This window comes from Terribacillus sp. JSM ZJ617 (assembly GCF_044383785.1).
GTDB lineage: Bacteria > Bacillota > Bacilli > Bacillales > Amphibacillaceae > Terribacillus.
This window is the reverse complement of the sequence record NZ_JBISEQ010000005.1, coordinates 1-21,266: the sequence shown is the minus strand read 5'-3', so window position 1 is coordinate 21,266 and position 21,266 is coordinate 1. Positions and strand designations below refer to the sequence as shown.

Genomic DNA, 21,266 nt, shown 5'->3' with positions numbered 1-21,266 from the left:
ATCAAGATGAAGATACCGAAAGCAAACAGCATCGTAAACATGCAAAAACCCCCTCAACGAAGAGTATTCCAATCGTTCACAATTTATTCAAAACAAAGGACTTGATTAAGTTTGTGAAGTATTGCACAATATAGATATAAAGAATGTGAAGTTATTCACATAATATAAATCTTAAAAAAGGTGATGATCTACATGGAAAGAATCAATAAAGTAGCTTTAGTTGGTGCGGGATTCGTTGGGAGCAGTTATGCATTCGCATTGCTGAATCAGAATATCGTAGATGAACTAGTGATTATTGATTTAAATGAGAATAAAGCGATGGGCGATGCAATGGATCTGAATCACGGTCAAGCATTCGCCCCTCGCCCGACGAAAATCGGCTATGGCACTTATGCCGACTGCCAGGATGCAGATATTGTCTGCATTACTGCCGGCGCTAATCAAAAACCCGGAGAAACAAGACTCGATCTTGTGAGCAAAAACGTTAAAATCTTCAAAGGTATTGTGGATGAAGTCATGGCAAGCGGCTTTGATGGCATCTTCCTGATTGCCACAAATCCAGTCGACGTACTGACACATGCAGTTTGGAAATTCAGCGGTCTGCCTAAAGAACGTGTTATCGGCAGCGGTACAACATTGGATTCCAGCCGTCTGCGCTATATGCTTGGCGATTACTTCGGCGTTGCGCCGCATGATGTGCAAGCGCATATGATCGGGGAGCATGGCGATACCGAGCTTCCAGTCTGGAGCCAAGCGACAATTGGCGGTGTTCCGCTTGCAACAATAATGCAGACTGACAGCAAATATAAAGTGGAAGATTTAGATGAGATTTATGTGAATGTACGAGACGCTGCTTATCACGTTATCGAAAAAAAAGGTGCAACTTACTATGGTATTGCGATGAGTCTAGTACGCGTAACACAAGCTATCCTTGGTGATGAAAAAGCAATTCTGCCAGTTACAGCATATCTCGATGGTGAATATGGGGAGAAAGATGTGTATATCGGTGTTCCGACCATTGTCGGCCGTAAAGGTGCACAGCAGGTTCTGGAGCTGCCATTGAACGAGAAGGAAAAAGATCAGTTCAAACATAGCGCCGATGTCCTTCGAAATATCGTGGAAACTGCCTTCCAGACTGTGAACTAACCCAAACCCCATCAGAAAAGAGATGAGCATAACATGTGGATGCAAGCGTATGATCCGTTTGGCAATGAGTATGTTAGTGCATTGATCGCCTTTTTACCGATTCTGTTTTTCTTGTTTGGTTTGACCGCATTCAAAATGAAAGGAATACTTGCCGCGGGACTGACTCTGGTTATCAGCTTCGCCGTAGCGGTATTTGTCTTCCAGATGCCAGCTCTCAAAGCATTATCTGCTATCGTTCTTGGTATCGGAAACGGTTTATGGCCAATTGGCTATATCGTCATCATGGCAGTGTGGCTGTATAAGCTGGCTGTCAAATCCGGAAAATTCGATGTGATCCGCGGCAGCATCGCAAGTATTTCGCAAGACCATCGCTTACAGCTCTTATTAATTGGTTTTAGTTTCAATGCATTTCTAGAAGGAGCAGCCGGCTTCGGCGTACCGATTGCCATTAGCGCCGCCCTTCTTACACAGCTCGGTTTTAAACCGCTTAAAGCTGCTGGTCTTTGCTTGATTGCCAATGCAGCATCCGGAGCATTCGGTGCCATCGGGATTCCTGTCATTACTGGTGCCCAGCTTGGCGGCATCAGCAGTCTGGAGCTTTCCCGGACACTCGCCTTGATCCTGCCTCCGGTCAGTTTTCTGATTCCGTTCCTGCTCGTTTTTATCCTGAACGGATTCAAAGGAATTAAAGAGACGCTTCCCGCTTTGCTTGTACTGAGCGGAACATATACAATCATCCAAACAGCAACAATGATTTTCATCGGTCCGGAGCTTGCCAATATCGGAGCTGCTCTGATCAGTATGGGAGTACTTGCCCTCTTCCTTCGTAAATGGCAGCCAAAGACTATTTACCGGGAAAAAGATGCGGAGGTGCAAGAGGAGTCTACGAAGTATTCACTTGGACAGGTGGCCAAGGCATGGTCACCATTCTATATTCTGACTATCGTCATCGCCTTTTGGAGTGCACCATTCTTCAAGAATTTATTTGCACCAGAAGGTCCGTTAGCAGGCTGGATTGCTTACTTAAAAATGCCATTTCTGCATCAGGAAGTAGTCAAAATTGCACCAATTGCTGTCACGGATACACCGATGGATGCTATCTTGAAGCTCGATTTCGTTTCTGCTACAGGTACTGCTATCCTGGTCGCTGTCATTCTGACTAGTCTGTTCAGCAGAAATATCAACTGGAAATGTGCCGTCAACGGACTGCAGGAAGCAGCAAAAGAGCTTTGGATACCAATTCTCACAATCTGCTTTATCATGGCGTTTGCAAATCTATCAAACTATGCCGGACTGAGCGCTTCCATAGGATTGGCTTTGGCCAAAACAGGTAGCCTGTTTCCATTATTCAGCCCGATACTCGGGTGGATCGGCGTTTTTATCACCGGCTCAGTTGTCAGCAATAATGCACTGTTCGGTACACTGCAAGTCGTCACCGGCAGCCAGATTGGTACAAGCTCAGCACTGCTCCTATCTGCCAATACAGCTGGCGGTGTCATGGCCAAGCTCATCTCACCGCAGTCCATCGCGATTGCGACAGCTGCTGTAAAAGAGACAGGTAATGAATCAGCTTTGTTTAATCAAACAATTAAGTACAGCTTGCTACTGGCCGGATTCGTATGTGTGCTGACCTTTGTTTTATCTCTATTCTTGTAAAGAAAGGGTGCGCGAATTAGCGCACCCTTTTTATTATGTACCGGAGATTACGTTTGCAGTGGTTAAATTAGAAGCTATCTCCACACACTTTTATATTTTTTCTTATACTTTTCTTCCTCAACTGTCTCAACCAAATCCATTGCTGTCCGCTTGATATCTTCATCATTCAACAGGTCATACAGATGTCTCATATTCTGCAGGATATCAAAACGAATCAGCGTAAAATTCTTTTCATCTGTCCCATTTTTAAATCGTTTTACCATAAACTCCATAACCAAGTCTTTTTGTTCTGCACCCCCAAGACCGACTTTCCAAAATGATTGCAAACTATGTCTGGCAGTAACGAACTTCTCATCCTTGGTCACTTCCCAGAGCCGAGGCAAATCTGTAAGCATTCTATTTTCCGGATCACTCTTTGCTAAATTAGCTAAATATTGAGCTGATCGGGAACGTTGATGATTATCTTTATCCGTCAAAGCATTTAGCAAGTCATCCCAGACCTCATATGCCCAATCCACTTGCTTTTCTGTCGCTTGCAGTATGTATAGATATGCTTCATAGCTTTCTTGCTTGTCCTTGGATTTTGATTTTATAAATGCCTCTTTTACCTCTCTATCCATGCTGCTCCTCCTTAATCCTAGTTAAAAAATCTTTAATATCAAAAAGAAGACAGGCGGTACAAGCAGCGCTGGCAGGAAGTTCATTGTCTTGAATTTCTTTATCCCTAATATGCTTAAGCCTGATGCCATGATCAAGACGCCGCCTACTATGCTTACTTCATTCAGCAAATCTACATTCACCGTGCTTTCCAATGCTTTTGCCACTATATAAATAGAACCCTGCCATACAAATAAAACCCCTGCTGATAATGCAATTCCAAATCCAAAGGTTGACGCCAGGACCAAGGACGTTACAAAATCCAGCATACCGTTTGCAAGCAAGTAGGAATAATTACCATGCAGTGCGGCTTCTACTGGGCCTAGTATAGAAAGAGATCCAATGCAGAACAGAAGAATTGCTGTAGACAGACCTTCCGCCAAATTCGACTTGGAAAATCTCTTTACAACGTTCGTGAATCTTGCATCCAGATCCAGTTTTTCACCGACTATCGCTCCGATCGCCAAACTGATAATGAAAAGGACAGAATATTTACTGTCCGGCAGATGACCAACTATAGCATTGACACCTAATGCCAGTGCAGCTAAGCCCATTGCCTGCATGAGGATAGTTTGATATCTATCTTTCATACCTTTCTTAAAGACAGTCCCAAGTGTACTGCCGATGATGATCATTGCTACATTGAATATTGTTCCAAACATAATTTCTCCTCCAAAAACGTAAGAACTTCACACCGTTTTCCGCTTGATTAGTTTAGTATGGAATAGCTTCTGGTTCGCATCCTTCTCCATAACTTGCTGGAACAGATGCTCTCCCATTTCCTCCAGCGGCAGATGCATACTTGTAATACCCATCATTCGGGCCATTGGAAGGTCATCGAAACCGATAATGGCCAGCTCTTCCGGAATACGTAATCCAACCTTATTTGCATACGTTATCGCGCCAGCAGCAACTTGATCGCTTGTTATAATCATCGCTGATGGCGGATCTTCCATCCGCTGCAGCTTTTTTACTATCGTCTCGCCATCCTCAAAATATAGCATCCTATCAAACACATAATCTGAACGATATGGCAGTTTTCTTGCTGCAAAGAAATCCCGGTAAGCAGCATTGCGGTTCTTACTGCTCGTCCCATCCAGCCTGCTCACGGAATAGCCGATCTTAGTATGTCCTTCCTCATATAGATAGGAGAGTGCGTCCTGGAAAGCCTGATAATGATCGACATACGAAGATGACAATTCCTCCGGTACCTTCTCGCATACAACAATCGGTCCATACTGTTTGTAAGACTTTATGAAGGACAGCTCACAGCTTCGCGAACAGATGATGAGTCCATCGATCTGCTTTTGCCGGAGCATCTGCAATGCATCTTTTTCCCTCTCTGTTTGATAATCTGTCTGTATCAATACGAGCTTGAAGTTATGCTTGAATGCCTGTCTCGCTATTCCTTTCAATAGACGTGCAAAGTAAGGATGATCCGAAAAAGGCAGCACTACACCGATTAACTCTGTTTTTCCAGTTTTCAGATGTACCGCATTTACATTCTTTTCATATCCAGTCTGTCCGATCGCCTCCAGCACAGCTTTCCGCTTCTCCTCACTCACATAAGGATGATCATTGAGCACCCGGGATACAGTCGTCACCGAGACACCGGCCATCCTGGCTAAATCCTTGATTGTCGCCATATGTACTCCCTCTCGCTATGTACTTGATTACAGTATAACGCTCCGTGTTTGAAAAAAAACTTGACCTGGTATCGTTTTCAGCAAGTAACCTGTCGTTAAAGGTGCTGGAAACCAGAGCGTAATCCTTTTGACAGAGCGTGATCTGGTACGGCACTTTTATCTGCTGACATGGCGAATGCTGCATACAAAACAAAAAGGCCTAACCAGCCTTTTTTACATGAGTTCCTTTATGTAGTCATATACGTTCTTCACAATCAGTACAGTCGTTACAACAATAAACAGAATCCGTACATACCCGCTCCCGCGTTTAATCGCAAAACGTGAACCAGCAATTGATCCAAAAATACCTGATATCCCCATAATAAGACCAATAGTGTAGTGTACTTGACCCAAAATCATAAATAAAATCAGCGCGGATACATTACTGCCGAAGTTCAACAGCTTTGCGCTTCCTGCTGCACGAAGGAAATCAAAGCCGATGAACAGGAAGGCGAACATAAGGAATGAACCTGTTCCTGGTCCGAGAAAACCGTCATAGAAACCGATAAGCGTCAGGACTGCTGCAAAAATAAGCAGTCTTTTTGGCGTTAATCTTTTGTAGGTAGAAACGCTGCCCCAGTCTTTTTTTATGATCGTATAAATAGCAACAGCAATCAGCATTATTAGCATGAGCGGCTTGAATAATGCTGGATCGATAACGTGTACGGTCCATGCTCCGAGCATTGAGCCGATGAAGGATAACGGAAAGAACTTCATAACCGATTTTAAATCCAGATTGCCAGATCGATAGAACATAAGCGTGCTTGTAAATGATCCCAGCGTTCCGGCGAGTTTATTCGTTGCTACAGCGGCTGCAGGGTTCAGTCCCGCAAACAGCAATGCTGGAATCGTAATCAGTCCGCCTCCTCCGACAACAGAATCAATGAATGCAGCAAGAAATCCGAAAAGAATAGTGAGCAAAATTGTGTCTAATTCCAAATGCATAAAGTCCTTCCTGCCCTTTCTCTAAAAGAATTTATTACTACCATAATCTTACCATAAGAGAAAAAGGCTTGTAGGTGACTTTAACGTTCAAAATTTATATCAACCAGTCAGCGCACAAATCTAGTATGAAATCAAAATCAGCAATTGAATATCTTATTGACATTCGGCTGGAATCATTCTATTATTTACCTAATTGATATTGATTATCATTATCATAAATAAAACAGCAGAAAGCAGGAATATAAAAATGAAAAAAGCACTAATTGCTATAATCGGTCTCTTCCTTCTCATTCTCAGCGCATGCGGTTCTTCAGAGGAATCTACGGCCTCTGGCAGCGAAAAAGAGACAAAAGAAACCTTTACATATGAATCTGAAACAGGTCCCGTTGAAGTCCCTACTGATCCAAAAAGAGTTGTAGTCCTAGCATCATATGCTGGTGATGTACTTTCCCTTGGCGTTAATATTGTCGGTGTAGATCAATGGGCAAAAAGCAGCCCTGTTCTTGCAGACGGGTTAAAAGATGCGGAAACAGTAAGCGAGGAAGATGTTGAAAAAATCCTTGAACTGAAGCCTGATCTGATCATCGCTGCCGACACAACAAAGAATCTGGATAAGTTCAAAGAAATTGCCCCTACTGTCACGTATACGTATAACAAAGTCGATTACCTAACGCAGCATGTCGAAATCGGAAAGCTGCTGAATAAAGGTGATGAAGCACAGCAATGGGTCGATGACTTCAAGGAACGCGCGAAAACGACAGGTGACGAAATCAAAGCCAAAATTGGCGAGGATGCAACTGTCACTGTGATGGAAAGCTATGAAAAAGGCATGGGCGTGCTTGGAGACAGCTGGGGGCGCGGTACAGAAGTCCTTTATCAAGCAATGGGACTTTCAATGCCGGATAAGGTAAAGGAAATGACTGAAAAAGACGGCTATACGATGATTTCTTCAGAAGTTCTTCCTGAATATGTTGGCGATTATCTTGTTATCAGTGAGTATAGCGATCAAGATAATTCATACCAGGAAACAGAAATGTTCAAAGAAATACCTGCTGTAAAAGAAGGACATGTTTTGACTGCAGATGCGAATGCATTCCTGTTCAATGATGCATTGACTTTGGATTATCAGCTGGACTTCTTCGAAGAACAGTTCTTGAAGTAATGAAAAAAGAGGGCAAACTCGCCCTCTTTTTTCATGCAGTCATACTTCTATTTTCTTTTGGAAAGCCCAAGCACTACTTCCAAGAACTTATCACACTCCCTGTATGACCTACCAGCTTCAGAGTTCCATTTTGATACATGGCTTATTAGGAACTGCTTAAATATGACTACTCATCGTTCTTATTCACGGTCAGACTTGAGCCATCCCGCCATCTACGAACAATTCGATGCCGTTCACATAGCTGCTTTCCTCCGAGGCCAGAAACATAACCGCGTCGGCAATCTCCTCCGTCTTGCCCATGCGGCTTAGCGGAACGGTATTCTTCGCTGATTCAAGGACTTGATCTACCGCCTCGCCAAACATATCATCATAAGCAGGAGTATGAACGCCGCCAGGGCTCAGTACATTAAGTCGAATCCCTGTACCTTTCAAATCCATTATCCAGCTCCTCGCCATCTGACGGAGAGCCGCCTTACTACCTCCGTAGACACTAAATCCTGGATCGCCGATCGTACCAGCCGTCGATCCCGTTAAGATGATGGTTCCTGTCATATCTGGAAACAGTGGCAAAGCCTTTTGTATGGTGAATAAAGTACCCTTTACGTTCACTCCGAAAGTCGTGTTGTACTGCTCTTCCGTAATTTTACTTAAGGGTAGAATGCTGCCAATTCCAGCGTTTGCGAAGAGAATATCCAGATGTCCTTTCTCCTGCTTAACCTTATCAAACAGTTTGTCCAAATCCTTCAAATTGGAAATGTCACCTTGAACGCCGGTAACGCGTTCACCAAGCAATTTTACAGCTGCTTCCAGCTCCATTTGTCTACGGCCGGTAATGAATACGTAGGCCCCTTCAGAAACAAATCGTTGTGCCGTCGTAAGTCCGATACCGCTTGTTCCTCCGGTGACAACTACTACCTTTCCTTCAAATCTCCCCATATCTATATGCCTCCCATAATATTTTTGTATCGGCCCAGACCTTAAAACGTTAACATTTCAACGTCGTCACGCATTCTTTATATGACTTCCCCATTCGCCCGTCGGTTGCAGCCAGCTGACGCTTCTATCCACAATCAGATCACCCAGTCTTCCTTCGTAATTCTTGCGGTATGGTTTAACAAATTCTTCTGCAAGCCAGCTATCTTTCGTGCCTTGCCATGTTTCATAAATGATCAAGTCATCCGGTTGATCCAGATCGTCTGATACAATGGCACTAATAAATGCCTTTTCGGTTGACATCTCCTCAATAAGGGAAGATAGCTCCTTGCGGAATTCTTCTTTTTTCCCTGGTTTAGCTTTGAATCGAATATTGAGCTGAACTTGTTGATTGGTCATGTTGACTCCCCTCCTATAAGTTTCCGTTACGCCATTTATCATAAGGCTAGATGAAGAATTCATCAGTAATGTAGATTACGCCGAAAGCATACATTCGAATGGAAATTCATACGAGTCATGAAATCAAGCTAGTTCTTTCATCGCTTTTCCGATATGAACCATGACCATTCTACGGCTGGTCACGATAATACCTTCATTCGATAGTTCTTGTAAGATAATCGATACAGCTTCTCTTGTGGCACCGATCATATTGGCCAATTCTTGATGAGTCAACGGAATATCTATTTTTAGGTATCCACTTTCTTCTATTCCGAACTTCTTAGATAGTCGGTGGAGAAAGTAAAGCACTTTACCACGTAGATCCCTAAAAACCAATTTTTCCACCAATTCCTCCTGATCTCGCAGGCGTTTGCTTATTTCTGATAAAAATCGTAAAGATAATTCAGGATACTTTCTTAAGAGAGGTTCGAATTGTTCAGTCGGAATCGAAAAAACAATCGAGTCTTCCATCGTCTCCACATAAGCCCCTGTTGTGCCCAATGAAAACGTTTCAACTTCACCGAACATGCCGCCTTCACTTAGGATGCAGACCGTATGTTGTTTGCCGTCCGAATTGGTTTTGTACAAGCGAAGTTTACCGGCTATTACGAAAAATAATCCTTTCCTTTCATTTCCGGGCGTCTGAAGAATAGAATTTTTTGAAAGCTTATACGTATTTGATTTTGTTACCAATTGTTCGATTTCACGGATAATTTCTACCGGTAGCGATTCAAATATCTTTATTTGTGGCAAAAACGATTCTATATTTTCCATCGCCTTATAATGTAACATTCTGCCTCTCCTTTCAATATTGTGAATGACATCCGTTCCTCGTATAACATAATCTATAGCGGAGTGTTACATTCATCATAAACCACCTTAATTTAATTTTCTGTAATCCAGATTACAAAGCTTTTTTCATAGAATTTAAAGAGGAGTAAGAACCTCACCAAGTTCCTCACTTTTTAAATGCGCTTCATTAAACAGAGCCTCCCACATAAGGACACTATCCTCATAAAATGCTTCCCAGTCCCTTCAGAGATCCCTCTGCTTGATTCCCTAAATCTAAGAACCTAAGTGCTTGTTTATATTTATTTTAAAACTAGTCAGTTCTGCCATCATAGTTAAATCGTCATACTTTACTCCTCCTCTTAAACTTTCTTTTTTTCACAAATCAATTCATTGGACTACTTTGTTTTTAGCTATCGCATTGCATATTACACAATCCGTCAAATGAGAAAAACATCCTGTCACCGGCAGGATGGGTATCTTATTATATTTAACTATAAAAGCATCTAAAGAATTCGGCGGACTGGGTTATTGGAATCGGCGGCGGTGCTCCCAAAGCGATGTGGGTGTTCTACGACCACGTAAAGACATGGCCGCTAATGCAGTTACAGATCCTTGTACTGGCACAAATCCGCGGGAGACATCTGTTGAGCAAATGAAACAGCTATATATTGCTGCCCTTGAAGGCAAAGGCAAAGACGAAGACTTAAAAATAACCTCTGGAGCATTTGATTGCTTCAGAGGTTATTTTTTTAAGTCAATTTTAAGGATTCTCCTTTTGACCAGGCCAGTTTCCCGGGAAATGCTTTCCCCTCTAAGCCTCAATCTACGTTCCGTACTATCGGTTGCTTGATTTTACTTCAACCATTGGAAACTTCTTTGGCTTTGTGTTCCTGCTCCTTCCCTGTTTTATAACGCATAATGAAAGATATCGGCACCATAATGAGAATTAATATTCCGGAAAATACAAAAGCCTCATTGATTGTCTGTAAGCTCGCCTGTTGGACTGCTTCTCCTGCAGCTGTGAGATGCGCTCGGCGCACTTCAAAGTAGATGCTGAAGAACACAATACCGAAGGCGGAAGATATTTGCCGTAACACATTGTTCATCGCAGAGCCTTGGGATACAAGATGTTCTGGTATGTCGTTCATCCCTGCAGTCGTTGCAGGCATATTGCTGAGACCGAGTCCTGCACCCCGAAGCATATTGATTACCAGGATGAGCCAGAATGGCGTAGACAGACTAAGGTTTCCAATCAGAAAAGTAGCTATCGCCAAAATCAGCAGCCCCGGAGGCACTACCCAGCGCGGCCCTTTTTTATCTAAAAGCTTCCCGCCCAATGACATCATGGCCCCGCTGAATAATGCTGCCGGTAAGAATAGGAGCCCTGTCTGGATCTCACTAAGTCCGTACACATTCTGAATCAATAATGGCAGCAGGAATATCCCAGAAAATAGTCCAATGGACGCTGTCGCTGTTACAAGTATCGAAACTGTATAGCTTGGATTACGGAACAGTGAGAGCTCCAATAACGGCTGCTCTTTCCGCCGCTCATAAAAAACAAAAATCGCAATAGCTAGTATCCCCGCTGCTATCAACGCAAGGTTAGATGGCGATACAAGCACATCCAGTGTCTGTCCGCGGCCCAGTGCGTACAAAACTAAACCGATACCAAGCGTAACGAATACAAAACCACCCTTGTCGAAGCGGCGTTTTGGATCAGCGGCTGTGGATTTCAAGTAGCGACTAGCCATCAGTAAACCGAGAAGACCGAACGGCAAATTAAAAGCGAATAGGAACGGCCATGGTAAGTAAGCAATCAGCACACCGCCAATCGTCGGGCCGATTGCTGGAGCTACCATTGCCGCTACACCATATACACCGACTGCAAGTCCGCGCTCCTGCTTCGGGAAGGCCTGGAATATGAGTGCCATTGATATCGGCATCATCAATCCACCGCCGATTCCTTGAATAAAACGCGCCGTAATGACAAATGGCAGACTGCCGGAAAAAATACCGAAGATGGACCCTGCAAGGAATACAACAAGGCCCAATAAGTAAATACTTTTTTTCCCGAACCGATCCCCAAGGTAGCCGGTAACAGGCATCGTCATCCCCATTGCAACCATGAATATCGTCAGTATCCAGCCGACACTGACAGCATTGGCATCGAATGTAGAAATCAATGATGGCAGCGCCGGATTCAGCATACTATTGTTCAAAATAACAGTAAAAGTCCCAAAAAGGACAGCTACAACGACCAACCACTTGGATTCTAGTTTGCTCACATGCATACTCCCAACTGTTTTTGCGTTTCACTCCAGTTGGTAACGCTTCCTATTTTACGACCAACACTGGGCAATTCGCTCTTTTGATCACTTCTGTACTTACACTTCCAACCACAAGCTTCTGAAAGCCATTTAAACCTCTTGTTCCAAGTACAACCAAGTCAAACCCACCATTGTTTGCCATATTGGCAATTGTTCTACCGGCATCTCCACGTTCGATGGTACGAGTATAGGGAATATTCGCATTCTGCAGTTCCGCTTCATTTGACTGGATACGAAGTTCTCCGTCCCGGTTCCTATCATCCGGCTTTACCTGCTGCAGCACAATCTCGCTATTTTTTATATCTTGTATGACGTGGGTAACTTCCAGCTGTACAGGCTCTGTGCTGGCCTGACAGATTTTAATTACTTCTTCTGTCGCTCTCATTGAGTGCTCTGAACCGTCGACAGCCAATAGGATTTTCTCATACATACTAGCGCCTCCTACAACTATTATAGTAGGCTTTTCCCTTAAAACAGCGCTAACAAACGAGGAGTCGCTAATACTTCGATACCCGAAATTTATTTGTATGAAATTAACAATAACACTAAATTCCATTTTGGAAAAGTGTGAGATGATGAAGAAAAGACTTTAGGGGGATTTTGCTTGCTTACCAAGACCATCCGTTTCCTTATCATCTTTCTCTTGCTTACCGGAGTCACTGTCTGGATATTTGCTGCTTTCAAACCTTTTAAGCAGGATGCACTTATTGAAGATACTATAGGACAGATCGAGGTGTATGCTCCAGAAGCCATTAAATCATCTGTGACAGTTACAGATAAGGAGCGGATCGATTAAATACTGAAATGCATCAACACATGCAAACGAGAGGAAATGAGTCCTGAAGCTTCCTATCAAGCCCTTGATGCCACGCTGATTCTGTATGGAGCAGTAGACAATTATGATCGGCGTATGGCAGGATGGCAGTACGGTCAGTTTTGTGTATGATGGCACTATAATTGGCAGTGAGTTTGAACCTTTTCCATTGTAGAACAAGAAAAGCCGTCCTTTTTATATAGGCGGCTTTTCTTGCGGTATTGACAACTTCATGTATTTTCTAATCAATAACCTGCATCCGTTCATTAAACTTCGTTGGATACGACAAGAAGCCTAGCAAGATACTTGTCACAATGGCTGTTGTAAGCAGCAGGAAGAGAATCAGGAGCTGGAACATAACTGCCTGGAGCGGATCTGCTCCGGCAATGATTTGACCGCTCATCATACCTGGCAGCTGAACTAGCCCGATCGTTTTTTGGCTTTCTATCGTGGGAATAGTGCTTGCCTTAATGGATGCCAGCAGGGAGCGTTGAATCGCTTGCTTCGGTGTGCCGCCTAAGGAAAGGATAAGCTCTGTTTCCTCTCTTCTGGATGCCACTTCAGAAGTGAAGCGATTCAAAAACAAAATACCTAGCACCATCGAATTCCCTATAACCATTCCGCTTAATGGGATGATATATTGTGCAGTTGGAGGAGTAATCTGGAGTCCTAAAAGAATCCCTTGTGTCAGTACTTCGATTACCACGAATGTAAGCACCAGTTTCCATGTAATGCCCCTGATAGATGCACCTTTTTTTCTTGCATTCTGTACTGCTGCACCGATCATGAGCGCCACCATCAGGAAAATATAAAGAATATTACCGGAATCGAAGATAAACTGCAGTACATAGCCAACTGCAAACAGCTGGATAATGGAACGTACTGTTGCAATGACCGTATCTTTTTCGAGTCCCAGTTGTAATGTCTTAGATAAGAAAAGTGGGATAAGGACAAATATCAGAGTGAGTAACAAAGCAAGTGCATTCATTTTTCCTCCTCCATGACAAAGTGCTTAACGGCATCATTCTCTGGATGGTCAAGTATGGCAATCGGTCCTGCTTCGGCAATAGTGCCATTCATCATGACCCAGACTTCATCTGCAACCGTCTTTGCTTGTTCCAAGTTATGCGTGATCCAGATGATCGTCGTTCCATTCTCTCTATTGACCCGCTTCATCAGATTCTCAATATCCTGCCTAGAAACTCGATCCAAGGAAGAGGTGATTTCATCCAGCAGTAAAATCCCCGGCTCATTCAGCAGTGTTCTAGCAATAGAGACCTTCTGCTTCTGTCCGCCTGATAAATCCCTGCTATTTTGATTCAAGATATCAGGTTCCAAGCCTACCAACTGTATCATCCGCTCTGCCTCATCATCAGACAGCTCCTTTTCAGAGAGCTGTAATGGCAATGCCAGATTATCACGAACGCTTCCTTCAAGCATGATTGCTTGTTGGAGAACAACACCAACATGGCGGCGTAAGCTCACAGGATCAAACGTTATGATTTCCTTCCCATCGATCAGGATATTTCCGCCTGAGGGTGACAGTAATCCATTGCATAATCGAAAAAGTGTCGTTTTCCCTGCGCCTGATGGGCCGATTATTGCTGTAATCTTCCCCTTTGTGAACGCACCTGTAATATCGTGGATGATATGGTTTTTCTCCGTTTCATACGTCACATTCTCTAATGTGATGGCTTCTTGATGCTCCATGCTTACACTTCCCTTCAGCTTACATTTCTAGTTTCTCTGCCTGATCTTGATTTAGCCGTGAATGATATGATAAAAACATAAATTGATTCCAGTTTGTCTTTCTAAAGAAAAAGCACCTCTGCTTGAGAGGTGCTAGAATTAATAATGCTTCAAGAAATAAACTAATGACTGCAATTCAATAGCCAAGTCGATATGGTGAACACGAATATTGCTCGGTACCGCAATACGCGCTGGCGTAAAGTTCAGGATTCCAGCAATACCGCACTCGACAAGACGATCGGTGATTGCTTGTGCAGCATGCGCTGGCACCGTCAGGATCGCTGCACTAACATTGCTGATATATTGTTCCAGATCGTCGATATGGTATACAGGGACACCACCGATATTATGATCAACTTTTCCTGGATCCGTATCGAAAGCCATTTCTATTTTTGTATTGTTATTCTTCGTAAAGTTATAATTCAGAAAAGCTGTTCCAAGATTACCGACCCCGATCAGCGCCACTCTTGTGATCTCATCTTGATCTAGTGTTTTCCGAAAGAAGTTCAGCAAGTACTCTACATTATAACCATAGCCTTTTTTGCCAAGTGCTCCGAAATAGGAAAAGTCCCGGCGGATTGTAGCTGAGTCTACTTTAACCGATTCACTGAGTTCTTTTGAAGAGACTCTTGTCTTCCCCTGCAGATGCAGACTGTTGAGAAATCGATAATAAAGCGGCAGCCGCTTTGCCGTAGCTTTTGGTATTTTATTTTGGTCCATATACATGCTCATTTATCCTCCTAAAGCCTGCAGCTTCCAGAAGGGAACTTCGTGCAGCCATGCAGCTGATCAAAAAGGCCTATCGGACTAGAACGCTTTCGTTCTGTTACCTTCTTTCGTATATGATCAGCACTTGTTCCTAAATAATGGAATAATGGATGCAGACAGGTTCCTTTCTCGCATCTGTAAGGAGTTGCAGATGCTGCCTGCGGCTTCGTCCTTGAATTGTTACATATGATACTTTCACAAAGTACGATTATAGTTAACAACTTATTCTAACAGATTTGAGAAGGAAAGTCTTGTACAGATTCACAAAGACATACCTTGTCTCCATTTTAACAAATTCATTTCTGATGTCCATCCGCATGAAAGCGAAAAGCGCAGGAATTCGGTGCTTGCTACTGTTTTGTCACATAGGATACACTGATAGTATGAGGTGAACAGAATGATTTTATTGCAAGCGAACAATATAACGAAACTATTTGGCGCAGACGTCATTTTATCCAATATAAAACTGGAAGTACAAACACAGGACCGATTAGCCATTGTCGGACGAAACGGTGCAGGAAAATCTACCTTGCTGAAGATCCTTGCAGGGGAATTAAGCTATGACGAAGGAAATGTATTTTTAGCAAAGGATGCCACTCTTGGGTATTTGGAGCAGCATACCGGCTTGGAGTCTGAAAAAAGCATCCTGGAAGAAATGAAAACTGTCTTTGCAGATCTTATACAGCAGGAGGAGGAGCTGCGCCGTCTGGAAGCAAGGATGGGAGATCCTGAACTTATTTCAGACGAGACTGCCTACCAGCAGCTTCTAACCAATTATGATACTAAACAGCAGGCCTTCCGCTTGAACGGAGGCTATCAGTATGAAGCAGATATCCGTTCTGTACTGAACGGTTTGAGATTCGGAGATAAGGACTTGTCCACACCGATAGGTTCATTAAGCGGCGGTCAAAAGACGCGACTTGCTTTAGGTAAGCTTCTTCTCCAGAAACCGGACGTGTTAATACTGGATGAGCCGACTAACCACTTGGACATTTCTACCTTGGACTGGCTGGAAGGATATTTGAGCAGCTATCAGGGTGCTGTCGTAGTTGTATCGCACGACCGTTACTTTCTCGACAAAACCGTCAATACCGTCATTGAGATAGCTCATAATCACTCTGTTCGTTATAAAGGAAATTACAGTAACTATCTTGAACAGAAAGCTGCCAATTTCGAGCGGGAGCTGAAGCAATACGAGAAGCAGCAGTCCGAAATTAAAAAGATGGAAGAATTCGTCCAAAAGAACATCGCACGTGCCACAACGACAAAGCGCGCGCAAAGCAGACGCAAACAGCTGGAAAAGATGGAGAAAATCGACCGGCCGCTTCATGATGCATCTTCTGCGAAACTCACATTTGATATTGATCGGCGGAGCGGTAATGATGTATTGAAGGTAAAGGACTTGTCCTATCAGTATCCGGAAAGTACCTCCCCTGTCTTCGAACACGTTACCTTCCATATGAATCGTCAAGACCGCATTGCTCTTACTGGACCAAATGGAACTGGTAAGACGACTTTGCTCAAGACTATCATTGGAAAGCTGCCTGCTAAGTCCGGTCATGTGGAACTTGGGACAGGCGTCAGCATCGGCTATTACGACCAGGAGCAGACAGAATTGCATTCCTCGAAGAGTGTCCTTGCCGAGCTATGGGATGAGTATCCACTTATGGATGAAAAGGATATCCGCACAATTCTCGGCAATTTCCTGTTCACTGGCGATGATGTCCTCAAAGTCGTCAACACGCTAAGCGGGGGTGAAAAAGCACGTCTTGCCCTTGCGAAGCTGATGATGCAGAAATCCAATCTCTTGATCATGGATGAACCGACCAACCACCTTGATTTAGACAGCAAGGAAGTATTGGAAAGTGCATTAGCCGACTATCCGGGTACTATACTCTTTGTCTCACATGACCGATACTTCATGAATAAAGTTTCCACACAAGTACTGGAAATGGCGGACAAGCAGATTATATCCTACTTGGGCAACTATGATTATTTTATCGAAAAGAAACAGGAGAAGCAGGAAATTGCTGCTCTGGAGGCTTCTGCTGCAGAAACGAAGCAAACAACTGCTACACAGGAGAGCAAATCCTCTTATCATCAAGATAAGGCAGTAAAGCGGGAAATACGGAAACGGGAACGACGCATTTCGGAGCTGGAAGAGAAGATAGCCGAACTGGAGACTGAGATTGAAAGCAATGAGACTTTGCTCACAGATCCGGACATTTTCCAGGATTATCAGAAGGCCCAGGAAATCACTGAAAAGAATGAAGAACTTCAGGCAACACTTCTGGAAGTGATGGAGGAATGGGAAACACTTAGCGAAGAACAAGAAAGTTATACACAAGACTAAATGCGTTTTCATTGTTGATTTAATGGGATATACACAAGGTTATACACAATATCCACAGAATCCACAGAGTTTCCCCACTGATTTATCCACTTCTTTACCTGGTACTAATAGTGGGTTTCAATAAGTTATACACAATTCAGAATATATAATGTGAATAAAAAAAGCATCGTTTTCTTCATGAAAACGATGCTTTTTATTATAACGGCATGGATGCCTTTGCATTCATTGATAGATCAGCGAATTTCTCTTGCTGATAAAGAATGGATGCAGCTGCACCAATCATGGCTGCGTTATCCGTGCATAAAGCAAGCGGCGGGATAAGCAGATCAGCTTGCTTGTCCGCAAACACTTCTTCCAAAGAAGCGCGCAGACCTCTATTAGCAGCAACACCACCTGCAACAATAACTTGCTTAGCGCCAAATGCTTCGGCCGCTCGGATCGTCTTCCCTACAAGCACATCCACTACGCTGGCTTGGAAGCTTGCGGCGACATCTGCTGGCTCCAACGTTTGTCCTTTTTGCTTAGCATTATGCAATGTGTTGATGACCGCAGACTTCAAACCTGAAAAGCTGAAATCATAGCTCTCCGGCTCGAGCCAGGCACGAGGGAAATCGATCGATTGCTCGCCTTCTGCTGCCAGCTTATCAATGCGTGGGCCTCCTGGATAAGGCAGCTTCAATGTCCTGGCTACCTTGTCATAAGCCTCACCAGCTGCATCGTCACGGGTCTCCCCGATTACTTCAAAGCTGCCATGTTCTTTCATAAGAACAAGCTCTGTATGACCGCCAGAAACCACCAATGCCAGCAGCGGGAACTCGAACTCCTGCTCCAAACGGTTGGCATAGATATGTCCTGCTATGTGGTGGACGCCAATCAGCGGTTTGCCGATGGAGAATGCCAGCGCTTTGGCGGCATTCACCCCGACAAGCAATGCGCCGATAAGACCAGGTCCCTGAGTCACAGCAATAGCATCCAATTCTTCTTTCTGGATTCCAGCTTGCTCGATAGCCTCTTCAATGACGAGCGTAATCTGTTCCACATGGTGCCTTGACGCAATTTCCGGAACAACACCGCCAAAACGCTTATGACTTTCGATTTGGGAAGCAACAATATTGGATCTGATGATCCTGCCTCCTTCGATGACTGCTGCGGCTGTTTCATCACAGCTTGTTTCTATAGCTAAGATAAGTTCTGATGTTTTCATAAATTCACCCACATTACAATCGCGTCTTCCTGATTGTCTGTATAATAGTTTTTTCGGATACCGCCTGGTACTAAACCAAATTTCCTATATAAATACTGTGCCGGTATATTAGATACACGTACCTCAAGAGATAAACGATAAGCCCCTGCAAGTATTGCCTGTTCCATCACATGAGCAAATAGCTTCTCACCCAGTTTCTGTCCTCGAAAATTCGGCAGGATAGCAATATTCGTGATCTGTGCTTCATCGATGACGAGCCACATCCCGCAATAACCAGCAATCACACCGTCACTTTCAATGACAAAATAATTAGCAAACGTATTCTCCGTTATCTCACGTTCAAAGATATCGATGGTCCATGGAGTTGCAAAAGATGCTGTCTCGATTGTATGAACAGCTGGCACATCGGCTAATCGCATCGGGCGTACGGAAACCTGTGCGCTCACTTCTGCTGCTCCTGCTGCTTTAGCCAATTTGATTCCGCCTCTGTCATACGAACATAATTCGGTACGATTTGGTGTACATCATCTGTTTTCCTTGCCGCTCCTATTTGAGCAAGTACAGAGGGACGAGCATAATGTACAGCAGCTTCCGGGATTACGGCTTGATCACCCAGTACTTCCATGATCATACTGCGATACATGTCGATATCAGGGCTTAGAAACAATATCCTTTCCCCTTTTTCCCGCAGCTGTTCCAGCCAATTTGAGAATAGCGGATTGACGGTTTCTTCTACTTGTTCAAATGAATCACTATTACTGGTGTACAGGGCCGTATATACTTGACCCCTGCGTGCATCGAAGAAAGGACAGATATACCCCGAGAATAGCTCTCCTTGATGTGCAAGACCTTCCAGACTTGAAACACCGATAACATCGATGCCAAGTGCCCATGCCATTGTTTTCGCAGTTGACATACTGATTCGAACTCCCGTGTATGATCCAGGTCCCTGGCCAACGACAATTCGATCCAGATCAGCAGGAGTCATTTTTGTTTCCTTCATCAATTGCTCGATTGCCGGAAGCAATCGAACTGAGTGATCACGGTGTCCATGCATGACATGTTCGCCTAGTGTCACTCCATCTTTCACAATCGCTACTCCAAGCAGCTGATTGGAAGTATCCATCGCTAATATATTCATTCCGTTAACTCCTTACAAAGCTTTTCATAACGTTCACCAATCGGCTGCAGCAAGACTGTTCTTGCTTCTCCATCATGCTTGAGCGTAAGCTCCAGTCGTTCTTTCGGCAAGTAATCTTCAATGAATTGTGCCCATTCCACAATGGAAACACCCTCCCCTGAAAAATATTCTTCGAAACCGATATCTTCATCGCTGTCCTCTAACCGGTAAACATCCATATGATATAGAGGCAGACGTCCTTCATATTCCTTGATGATAGTGAAAGTAGGACTGTTTATCGTCCGTTTCACCCCTAGACCTGCACCAATTGCTTTAGTCAGTGTCGTCTTTCCTGCACCAAGGTCTCCTTCCATCGTGATCATATCTCCAGGCTGAAGCAGTTCGGCAAGCTTTCGGCCAAACGAATTGGTATCTTCTATTGTATGCATCTTCTTTATAATTTGGGTCATAACCGTCACCTGACTCACTTTCATTCTTTGTTCATCTATTCATCATAGCAAAATATAGCCTAAAAGCAAAAGCACAGAAACAAAAAGGCTTTCTTCGATTTGTGGAGAATACTTATATTATCAGCCAATAAAGGAGTATGCATATGGAAGCATTAGAGCAAATGTACAACTACAGCTGGAATGGTGAGATGAAATCCTATCTGGACCAAGTCGATCTGAGCGGATACCAGCATGTCTGGATCGGACGCTTCGGCGGAAGCATCGCCCATGGTGCTTATAAAAACGAGAATGCTTGTCTTATCCTTACAGGATCCGATTGGGAGCTTGCAGTTGTCATGGCGGCACAGCATACAGTAGAAAGCGCAGCCTTCATTGCGGACTCCCTCATACTCAGACAAAGGAAGATCACAGAGACGCTTGATGAAGATGTTTCAAGCGCTATAAAAAAGATAGACAGCTTTCTGATGAGTATGTTCAACAGCGTACGATTCCGTTCTACAGCAGCTAAGGTGAACGGTAATGCTTCTTGCTTAATAGCCGTACGTAAAGCAGGTTATCTATATTGGTTATCCATTGGGGAAAATTCGCTTTATCATCTATTACCATCTCCAAATCACTACAATTCTGTCCAGCTGAATCAGCAAAACAGTGCAGGTAAAATTGGTGCTGATAATACGTTTGATCAAGTAGTACCCGTCTTTAATATGGGAAGTGTTCCTCTTTCAAGCGGAAGCAACCATATCCTGCTCTCCACAATCGGATTACAGTGCTTTCCTGTATCTCCATATAAAAGTGCCTCCCGGCTTCAGAGCGCTTTTAATAAGAGCGAGAGCATGCCGCATTTTATGCGGACAATGCTTGCAAATGCCCAGGCTGCAGGTGCAGCAGAAAGCATTACATTGATCGGATGGGAAATAAACATATAAAAAAAGCTTTAGGAGTAATCCTAAAGCTTTTGAACGTTTTATGTATGGCGGTCCGGACGGGACTCGAACCCGCGACCTCCTGCGTGACAGGCAGGCATTCTAACCAACTGAACTACCGGAC

Annotated in this window: 22 protein-coding genes; 6 read left to right on the top strand and 16 right to left on the bottom strand. The window is 43.8% G+C overall.

Annotated elements, in window-relative coordinates:
- The first annotated feature begins 192 nt into the window (after positions 1-192).
- Together ACH6C1_RS15520 and ACH6C1_RS15515 are read left to right on the top strand one after the other, a co-directional pair.
- Positions 193-1,146, top strand: coding sequence for an L-lactate dehydrogenase (locus tag ACH6C1_RS15520; RefSeq protein ID WP_374078653.1), 954 nt, complete (start codon positions 193-195; stop codon positions 1,144-1,146).
- A 33-nt stretch (positions 1,147-1,179) separates the two neighbouring features.
- Positions 1,180-2,802 (top strand): L-lactate permease, encoded by a 1,623-nt coding sequence (locus tag ACH6C1_RS15515; RefSeq protein ID WP_374078651.1) that lies wholly within the window; start codon positions 1,180-1,182, stop codon positions 2,800-2,802.
- A gap of 74 nt (positions 2,803-2,876) precedes the next feature.
- On the opposite strand, the gene ACH6C1_RS15510 is transcribed toward ACH6C1_RS15515, so the two are convergent.
- The 4 genes from ACH6C1_RS15510 to ACH6C1_RS15495 form a co-directional block, all read right to left on the bottom strand.
- Positions 2,877-3,422, bottom strand: coding sequence for a hypothetical protein (locus ACH6C1_RS15510; protein WP_374078649.1), 546 nt, complete (start codon positions 3,420-3,422; stop codon positions 2,877-2,879).
- A 21-nt stretch (positions 3,423-3,443) separates the two neighbouring features.
- The gene (locus ACH6C1_RS15505; RefSeq protein WP_374078647.1) at positions 3,444-4,121 is read right to left on the bottom strand and encodes a DUF554 domain-containing protein; all 678 of its coding nucleotides are present in this window, start codon (positions 4,119-4,121) and stop codon (positions 3,444-3,446) included.
- 27 nt (positions 4,122-4,148) lie between these two features.
- Positions 4,149-5,105, bottom strand: coding sequence for a LacI family DNA-binding transcriptional regulator (locus ACH6C1_RS15500; RefSeq protein ID WP_374078644.1), 957 nt, complete (start codon positions 5,103-5,105; stop codon positions 4,149-4,151).
- Between the two features lie 213 nt (positions 5,106-5,318).
- Positions 5,319-6,089, bottom strand: coding sequence for a TSUP family transporter (locus ACH6C1_RS15495; RefSeq protein WP_374078641.1), 771 nt, complete (start codon positions 6,087-6,089; stop codon positions 5,319-5,321).
- A 247-nt stretch (positions 6,090-6,336) separates the two neighbouring features.
- On the opposite strand from ACH6C1_RS15495, the gene ACH6C1_RS15490 reads away from it, so the two are divergent.
- Positions 6,337-7,251 (top strand): iron-hydroxamate ABC transporter substrate-binding protein, encoded by a 915-nt coding sequence (locus ACH6C1_RS15490; RefSeq protein ID WP_374078639.1) that lies wholly within the window; start codon positions 6,337-6,339, stop codon positions 7,249-7,251.
- 189 nt (positions 7,252-7,440) lie between these two features.
- Here ACH6C1_RS15490 and ACH6C1_RS15485 read toward each other — a convergent pair whose 3' ends face one another.
- From ACH6C1_RS15485 to ACH6C1_RS15465, 5 genes are all read right to left on the bottom strand, one after another.
- Positions 7,441-8,187 (bottom strand): SDR family NAD(P)-dependent oxidoreductase, encoded by a 747-nt coding sequence (locus ACH6C1_RS15485; protein ID WP_374078637.1) that lies wholly within the window; start codon positions 8,185-8,187, stop codon positions 7,441-7,443.
- Positions 8,188-8,253: 66 nt separating this feature from the next.
- Complete coding sequence (locus tag ACH6C1_RS15480; protein ID WP_374078635.1) at positions 8,254-8,583, bottom strand: putative quinol monooxygenase; 330 nt, start codon at positions 8,581-8,583, stop codon at positions 8,254-8,256.
- 123 nt (positions 8,584-8,706) lie between these two features.
- Positions 8,707-9,414, bottom strand: coding sequence for a Crp/Fnr family transcriptional regulator (locus ACH6C1_RS15475; protein WP_095223267.1), 708 nt, complete (start codon positions 9,412-9,414; stop codon positions 8,707-8,709).
- Between the two features lie 857 nt (positions 9,415-10,271).
- Complete coding sequence (locus ACH6C1_RS15470) at positions 10,272-11,705, bottom strand: MDR family MFS transporter (protein WP_374078632.1); 1,434 nt, start codon at positions 11,703-11,705, stop codon at positions 10,272-10,274.
- Between the two features lie 43 nt (positions 11,706-11,748).
- The gene (locus ACH6C1_RS15465) at positions 11,749-12,171 is read right to left on the bottom strand and encodes a universal stress protein (RefSeq protein WP_374078631.1); all 423 of its coding nucleotides are present in this window, start codon (positions 12,169-12,171) and stop codon (positions 11,749-11,751) included.
- 174 nt (positions 12,172-12,345) lie between these two features.
- On the opposite strand from ACH6C1_RS15465, the gene ACH6C1_RS15460 reads away from it, so the two are divergent.
- Complete coding sequence (locus ACH6C1_RS15460) at positions 12,346-12,537, top strand: hypothetical protein (protein WP_374078630.1); 192 nt, start codon at positions 12,346-12,348, stop codon at positions 12,535-12,537.
- Positions 12,538-12,796: 259 nt separating this feature from the next.
- Here the strand turns inward: ACH6C1_RS15460 and ACH6C1_RS15455 are convergent, their stop codons facing one another.
- The 3 genes from ACH6C1_RS15455 to ACH6C1_RS15445 form a co-directional block, all read right to left on the bottom strand.
- Positions 12,797-13,543 carry an ABC transporter permease gene (locus ACH6C1_RS15455; protein WP_095223263.1) on the bottom strand — a complete coding sequence of 249 codons (747 nt, stop codon included), beginning with the start codon at positions 13,541-13,543 and terminating at the stop codon, positions 12,797-12,799.
- Positions 13,540-14,265, bottom strand: coding sequence for an ABC transporter ATP-binding protein (locus tag ACH6C1_RS15450; protein WP_374078628.1), 726 nt, complete (start codon positions 14,263-14,265; stop codon positions 13,540-13,542). Before ACH6C1_RS15450 ends, ACH6C1_RS15455 begins: the two co-directional genes overlap by 4 nt.
- A 138-nt stretch (positions 14,266-14,403) precedes the next feature.
- On the bottom strand, positions 14,404-15,030 hold the full coding sequence (locus tag ACH6C1_RS15445) for a redox-sensing transcriptional repressor Rex (RefSeq protein WP_095223261.1): 627 nt from the start codon (positions 15,028-15,030) through the stop codon (positions 14,404-14,406).
- Positions 15,031-15,469: 439 nt separating this feature from the next.
- Between ACH6C1_RS15445 and ACH6C1_RS15440 the strand changes: the two genes are divergently transcribed.
- A complete protein-coding gene (locus ACH6C1_RS15440) occupies positions 15,470-17,425 on the top strand; it encodes an ABC-F family ATP-binding cassette domain-containing protein (protein WP_374078626.1) in 1,956 nt (651 codons plus the stop codon).
- Positions 17,426-17,621: 196 nt separating this feature from the next.
- Here ACH6C1_RS15440 and tsaD read toward each other — a convergent pair whose 3' ends face one another.
- Genes tsaD through tsaE form a run of 4 tightly spaced genes read right to left on the bottom strand, consistent with a single transcriptional unit; the run spans position 17,622 to position 20,219 of the window.
- Positions 17,622-18,629 (bottom strand): tRNA (adenosine(37)-N6)-threonylcarbamoyltransferase complex transferase subunit TsaD, encoded by a 1,008-nt coding sequence (gene tsaD / locus ACH6C1_RS15435; protein WP_374078624.1) that lies wholly within the window; start codon positions 18,627-18,629, stop codon positions 17,622-17,624.
- A complete protein-coding gene (gene rimI, locus ACH6C1_RS15430) occupies positions 18,626-19,075 on the bottom strand; it encodes a ribosomal protein S18-alanine N-acetyltransferase (protein ID WP_374078979.1) in 450 nt (149 codons plus the stop codon). The genes tsaD and rimI overlap by 4 nt, the downstream gene beginning before the upstream one ends.
- Entirely contained in the window at positions 19,072-19,770 is a 699-nt protein-coding gene (gene tsaB, locus ACH6C1_RS15425) for a tRNA (adenosine(37)-N6)-threonylcarbamoyltransferase complex dimerization subunit type 1 TsaB (protein WP_374078622.1), read from the bottom strand. The genes rimI and tsaB overlap by 4 nt, the downstream gene beginning before the upstream one ends.
- Complete coding sequence (gene tsaE, locus ACH6C1_RS15420; protein ID WP_366248771.1) at positions 19,767-20,219, bottom strand: tRNA (adenosine(37)-N6)-threonylcarbamoyltransferase complex ATPase subunit type 1 TsaE; 453 nt, start codon at positions 20,217-20,219, stop codon at positions 19,767-19,769. The genes tsaB and tsaE overlap by 4 nt, the downstream gene beginning before the upstream one ends.
- Positions 20,220-20,362: 143 nt before the next feature.
- Between tsaE and ACH6C1_RS15415 the strand changes: the two genes are divergently transcribed.
- Positions 20,363-21,145 (top strand): hypothetical protein, encoded by a 783-nt coding sequence (locus tag ACH6C1_RS15415; RefSeq protein WP_374078619.1) that lies wholly within the window; start codon positions 20,363-20,365, stop codon positions 21,143-21,145.
- Positions 21,146-21,266 lie beyond the last annotated feature (121 nt).

Coding starts and splice junctions, on each gene's coding strand:
- ACH6C1_RS15485 (WP_374078637.1), bottom strand. CDS start 8,187: ATGGGGAGATTTGAAGGAAAGGTAGTAGTTGTCACCGGAGGAACAAGC.
- ACH6C1_RS15455 (WP_095223263.1), bottom strand. CDS start 13,543: ATGAATGCACTTGCTTTGTTACTCACTCTGATATTTGTCCTTATCCCA.
- ACH6C1_RS15515 (WP_374078651.1), top strand. CDS start 1,180: ATGTGGATGCAAGCGTATGATCCGTTTGGCAATGAGTATGTTAGTGCA.
- ACH6C1_RS15495 (WP_374078641.1), bottom strand. CDS start 6,089: ATGCATTTGGAATTAGACACAATTTTGCTCACTATTCTTTTCGGATTT.
- ACH6C1_RS15490 (WP_374078639.1), top strand. CDS start 6,337: ATGAAAAAAGCACTAATTGCTATAATCGGTCTCTTCCTTCTCATTCTC.
- ACH6C1_RS15500 (WP_374078644.1), bottom strand. CDS start 5,105: ATGGCGACAATCAAGGATTTAGCCAGGATGGCCGGTGTCTCGGTGACG.
- ACH6C1_RS15465 (WP_374078631.1), bottom strand. CDS start 12,171: ATGTATGAGAAAATCCTATTGGCTGTCGACGGTTCAGAGCACTCAATG.
- ACH6C1_RS15480 (WP_374078635.1), bottom strand. CDS start 8,583: ATGACCAATCAACAAGTTCAGCTCAATATTCGATTCAAAGCTAAACCA.
- tsaE (WP_366248771.1), bottom strand. CDS start 20,219: ATGACCCAAATTATAAAGAAGATGCATACAATAGAAGATACCAATTCG.
- ACH6C1_RS15450 (WP_374078628.1), bottom strand. CDS start 14,265: ATGGAGCATCAAGAAGCCATCACATTAGAGAATGTGACGTATGAAACG.
- ACH6C1_RS15440 (WP_374078626.1), top strand. CDS start 15,470: ATGATTTTATTGCAAGCGAACAATATAACGAAACTATTTGGCGCAGAC.
- ACH6C1_RS15475 (WP_095223267.1), bottom strand. CDS start 9,414: ATGTTACATTATAAGGCGATGGAAAATATAGAATCGTTTTTGCCACAA.
- tsaD (WP_374078624.1), bottom strand. CDS start 18,629: ATGAAAACATCAGAACTTATCTTAGCTATAGAAACAAGCTGTGATGAA.
- ACH6C1_RS15415 (WP_374078619.1), top strand. CDS start 20,363: ATGGAAGCATTAGAGCAAATGTACAACTACAGCTGGAATGGTGAGATG.
- ACH6C1_RS15470 (WP_374078632.1), bottom strand. CDS start 11,705: ATGCATGTGAGCAAACTAGAATCCAAGTGGTTGGTCGTTGTAGCTGTC.
- ACH6C1_RS15510 (WP_374078649.1), bottom strand. CDS start 3,422: ATGGATAGAGAGGTAAAAGAGGCATTTATAAAATCAAAATCCAAGGAC.
- tsaB (WP_374078622.1), bottom strand. CDS start 19,770: ATGAATATATTAGCGATGGATACTTCCAATCAGCTGCTTGGAGTAGCG.
- ACH6C1_RS15505 (WP_374078647.1), bottom strand. CDS start 4,121: ATGTTTGGAACAATATTCAATGTAGCAATGATCATCATCGGCAGTACA.
- ACH6C1_RS15520 (WP_374078653.1), top strand. CDS start 193: ATGGAAAGAATCAATAAAGTAGCTTTAGTTGGTGCGGGATTCGTTGGG.
- ACH6C1_RS15445 (WP_095223261.1), bottom strand. CDS start 15,030: ATGTATATGGACCAAAATAAAATACCAAAAGCTACGGCAAAGCGGCTG.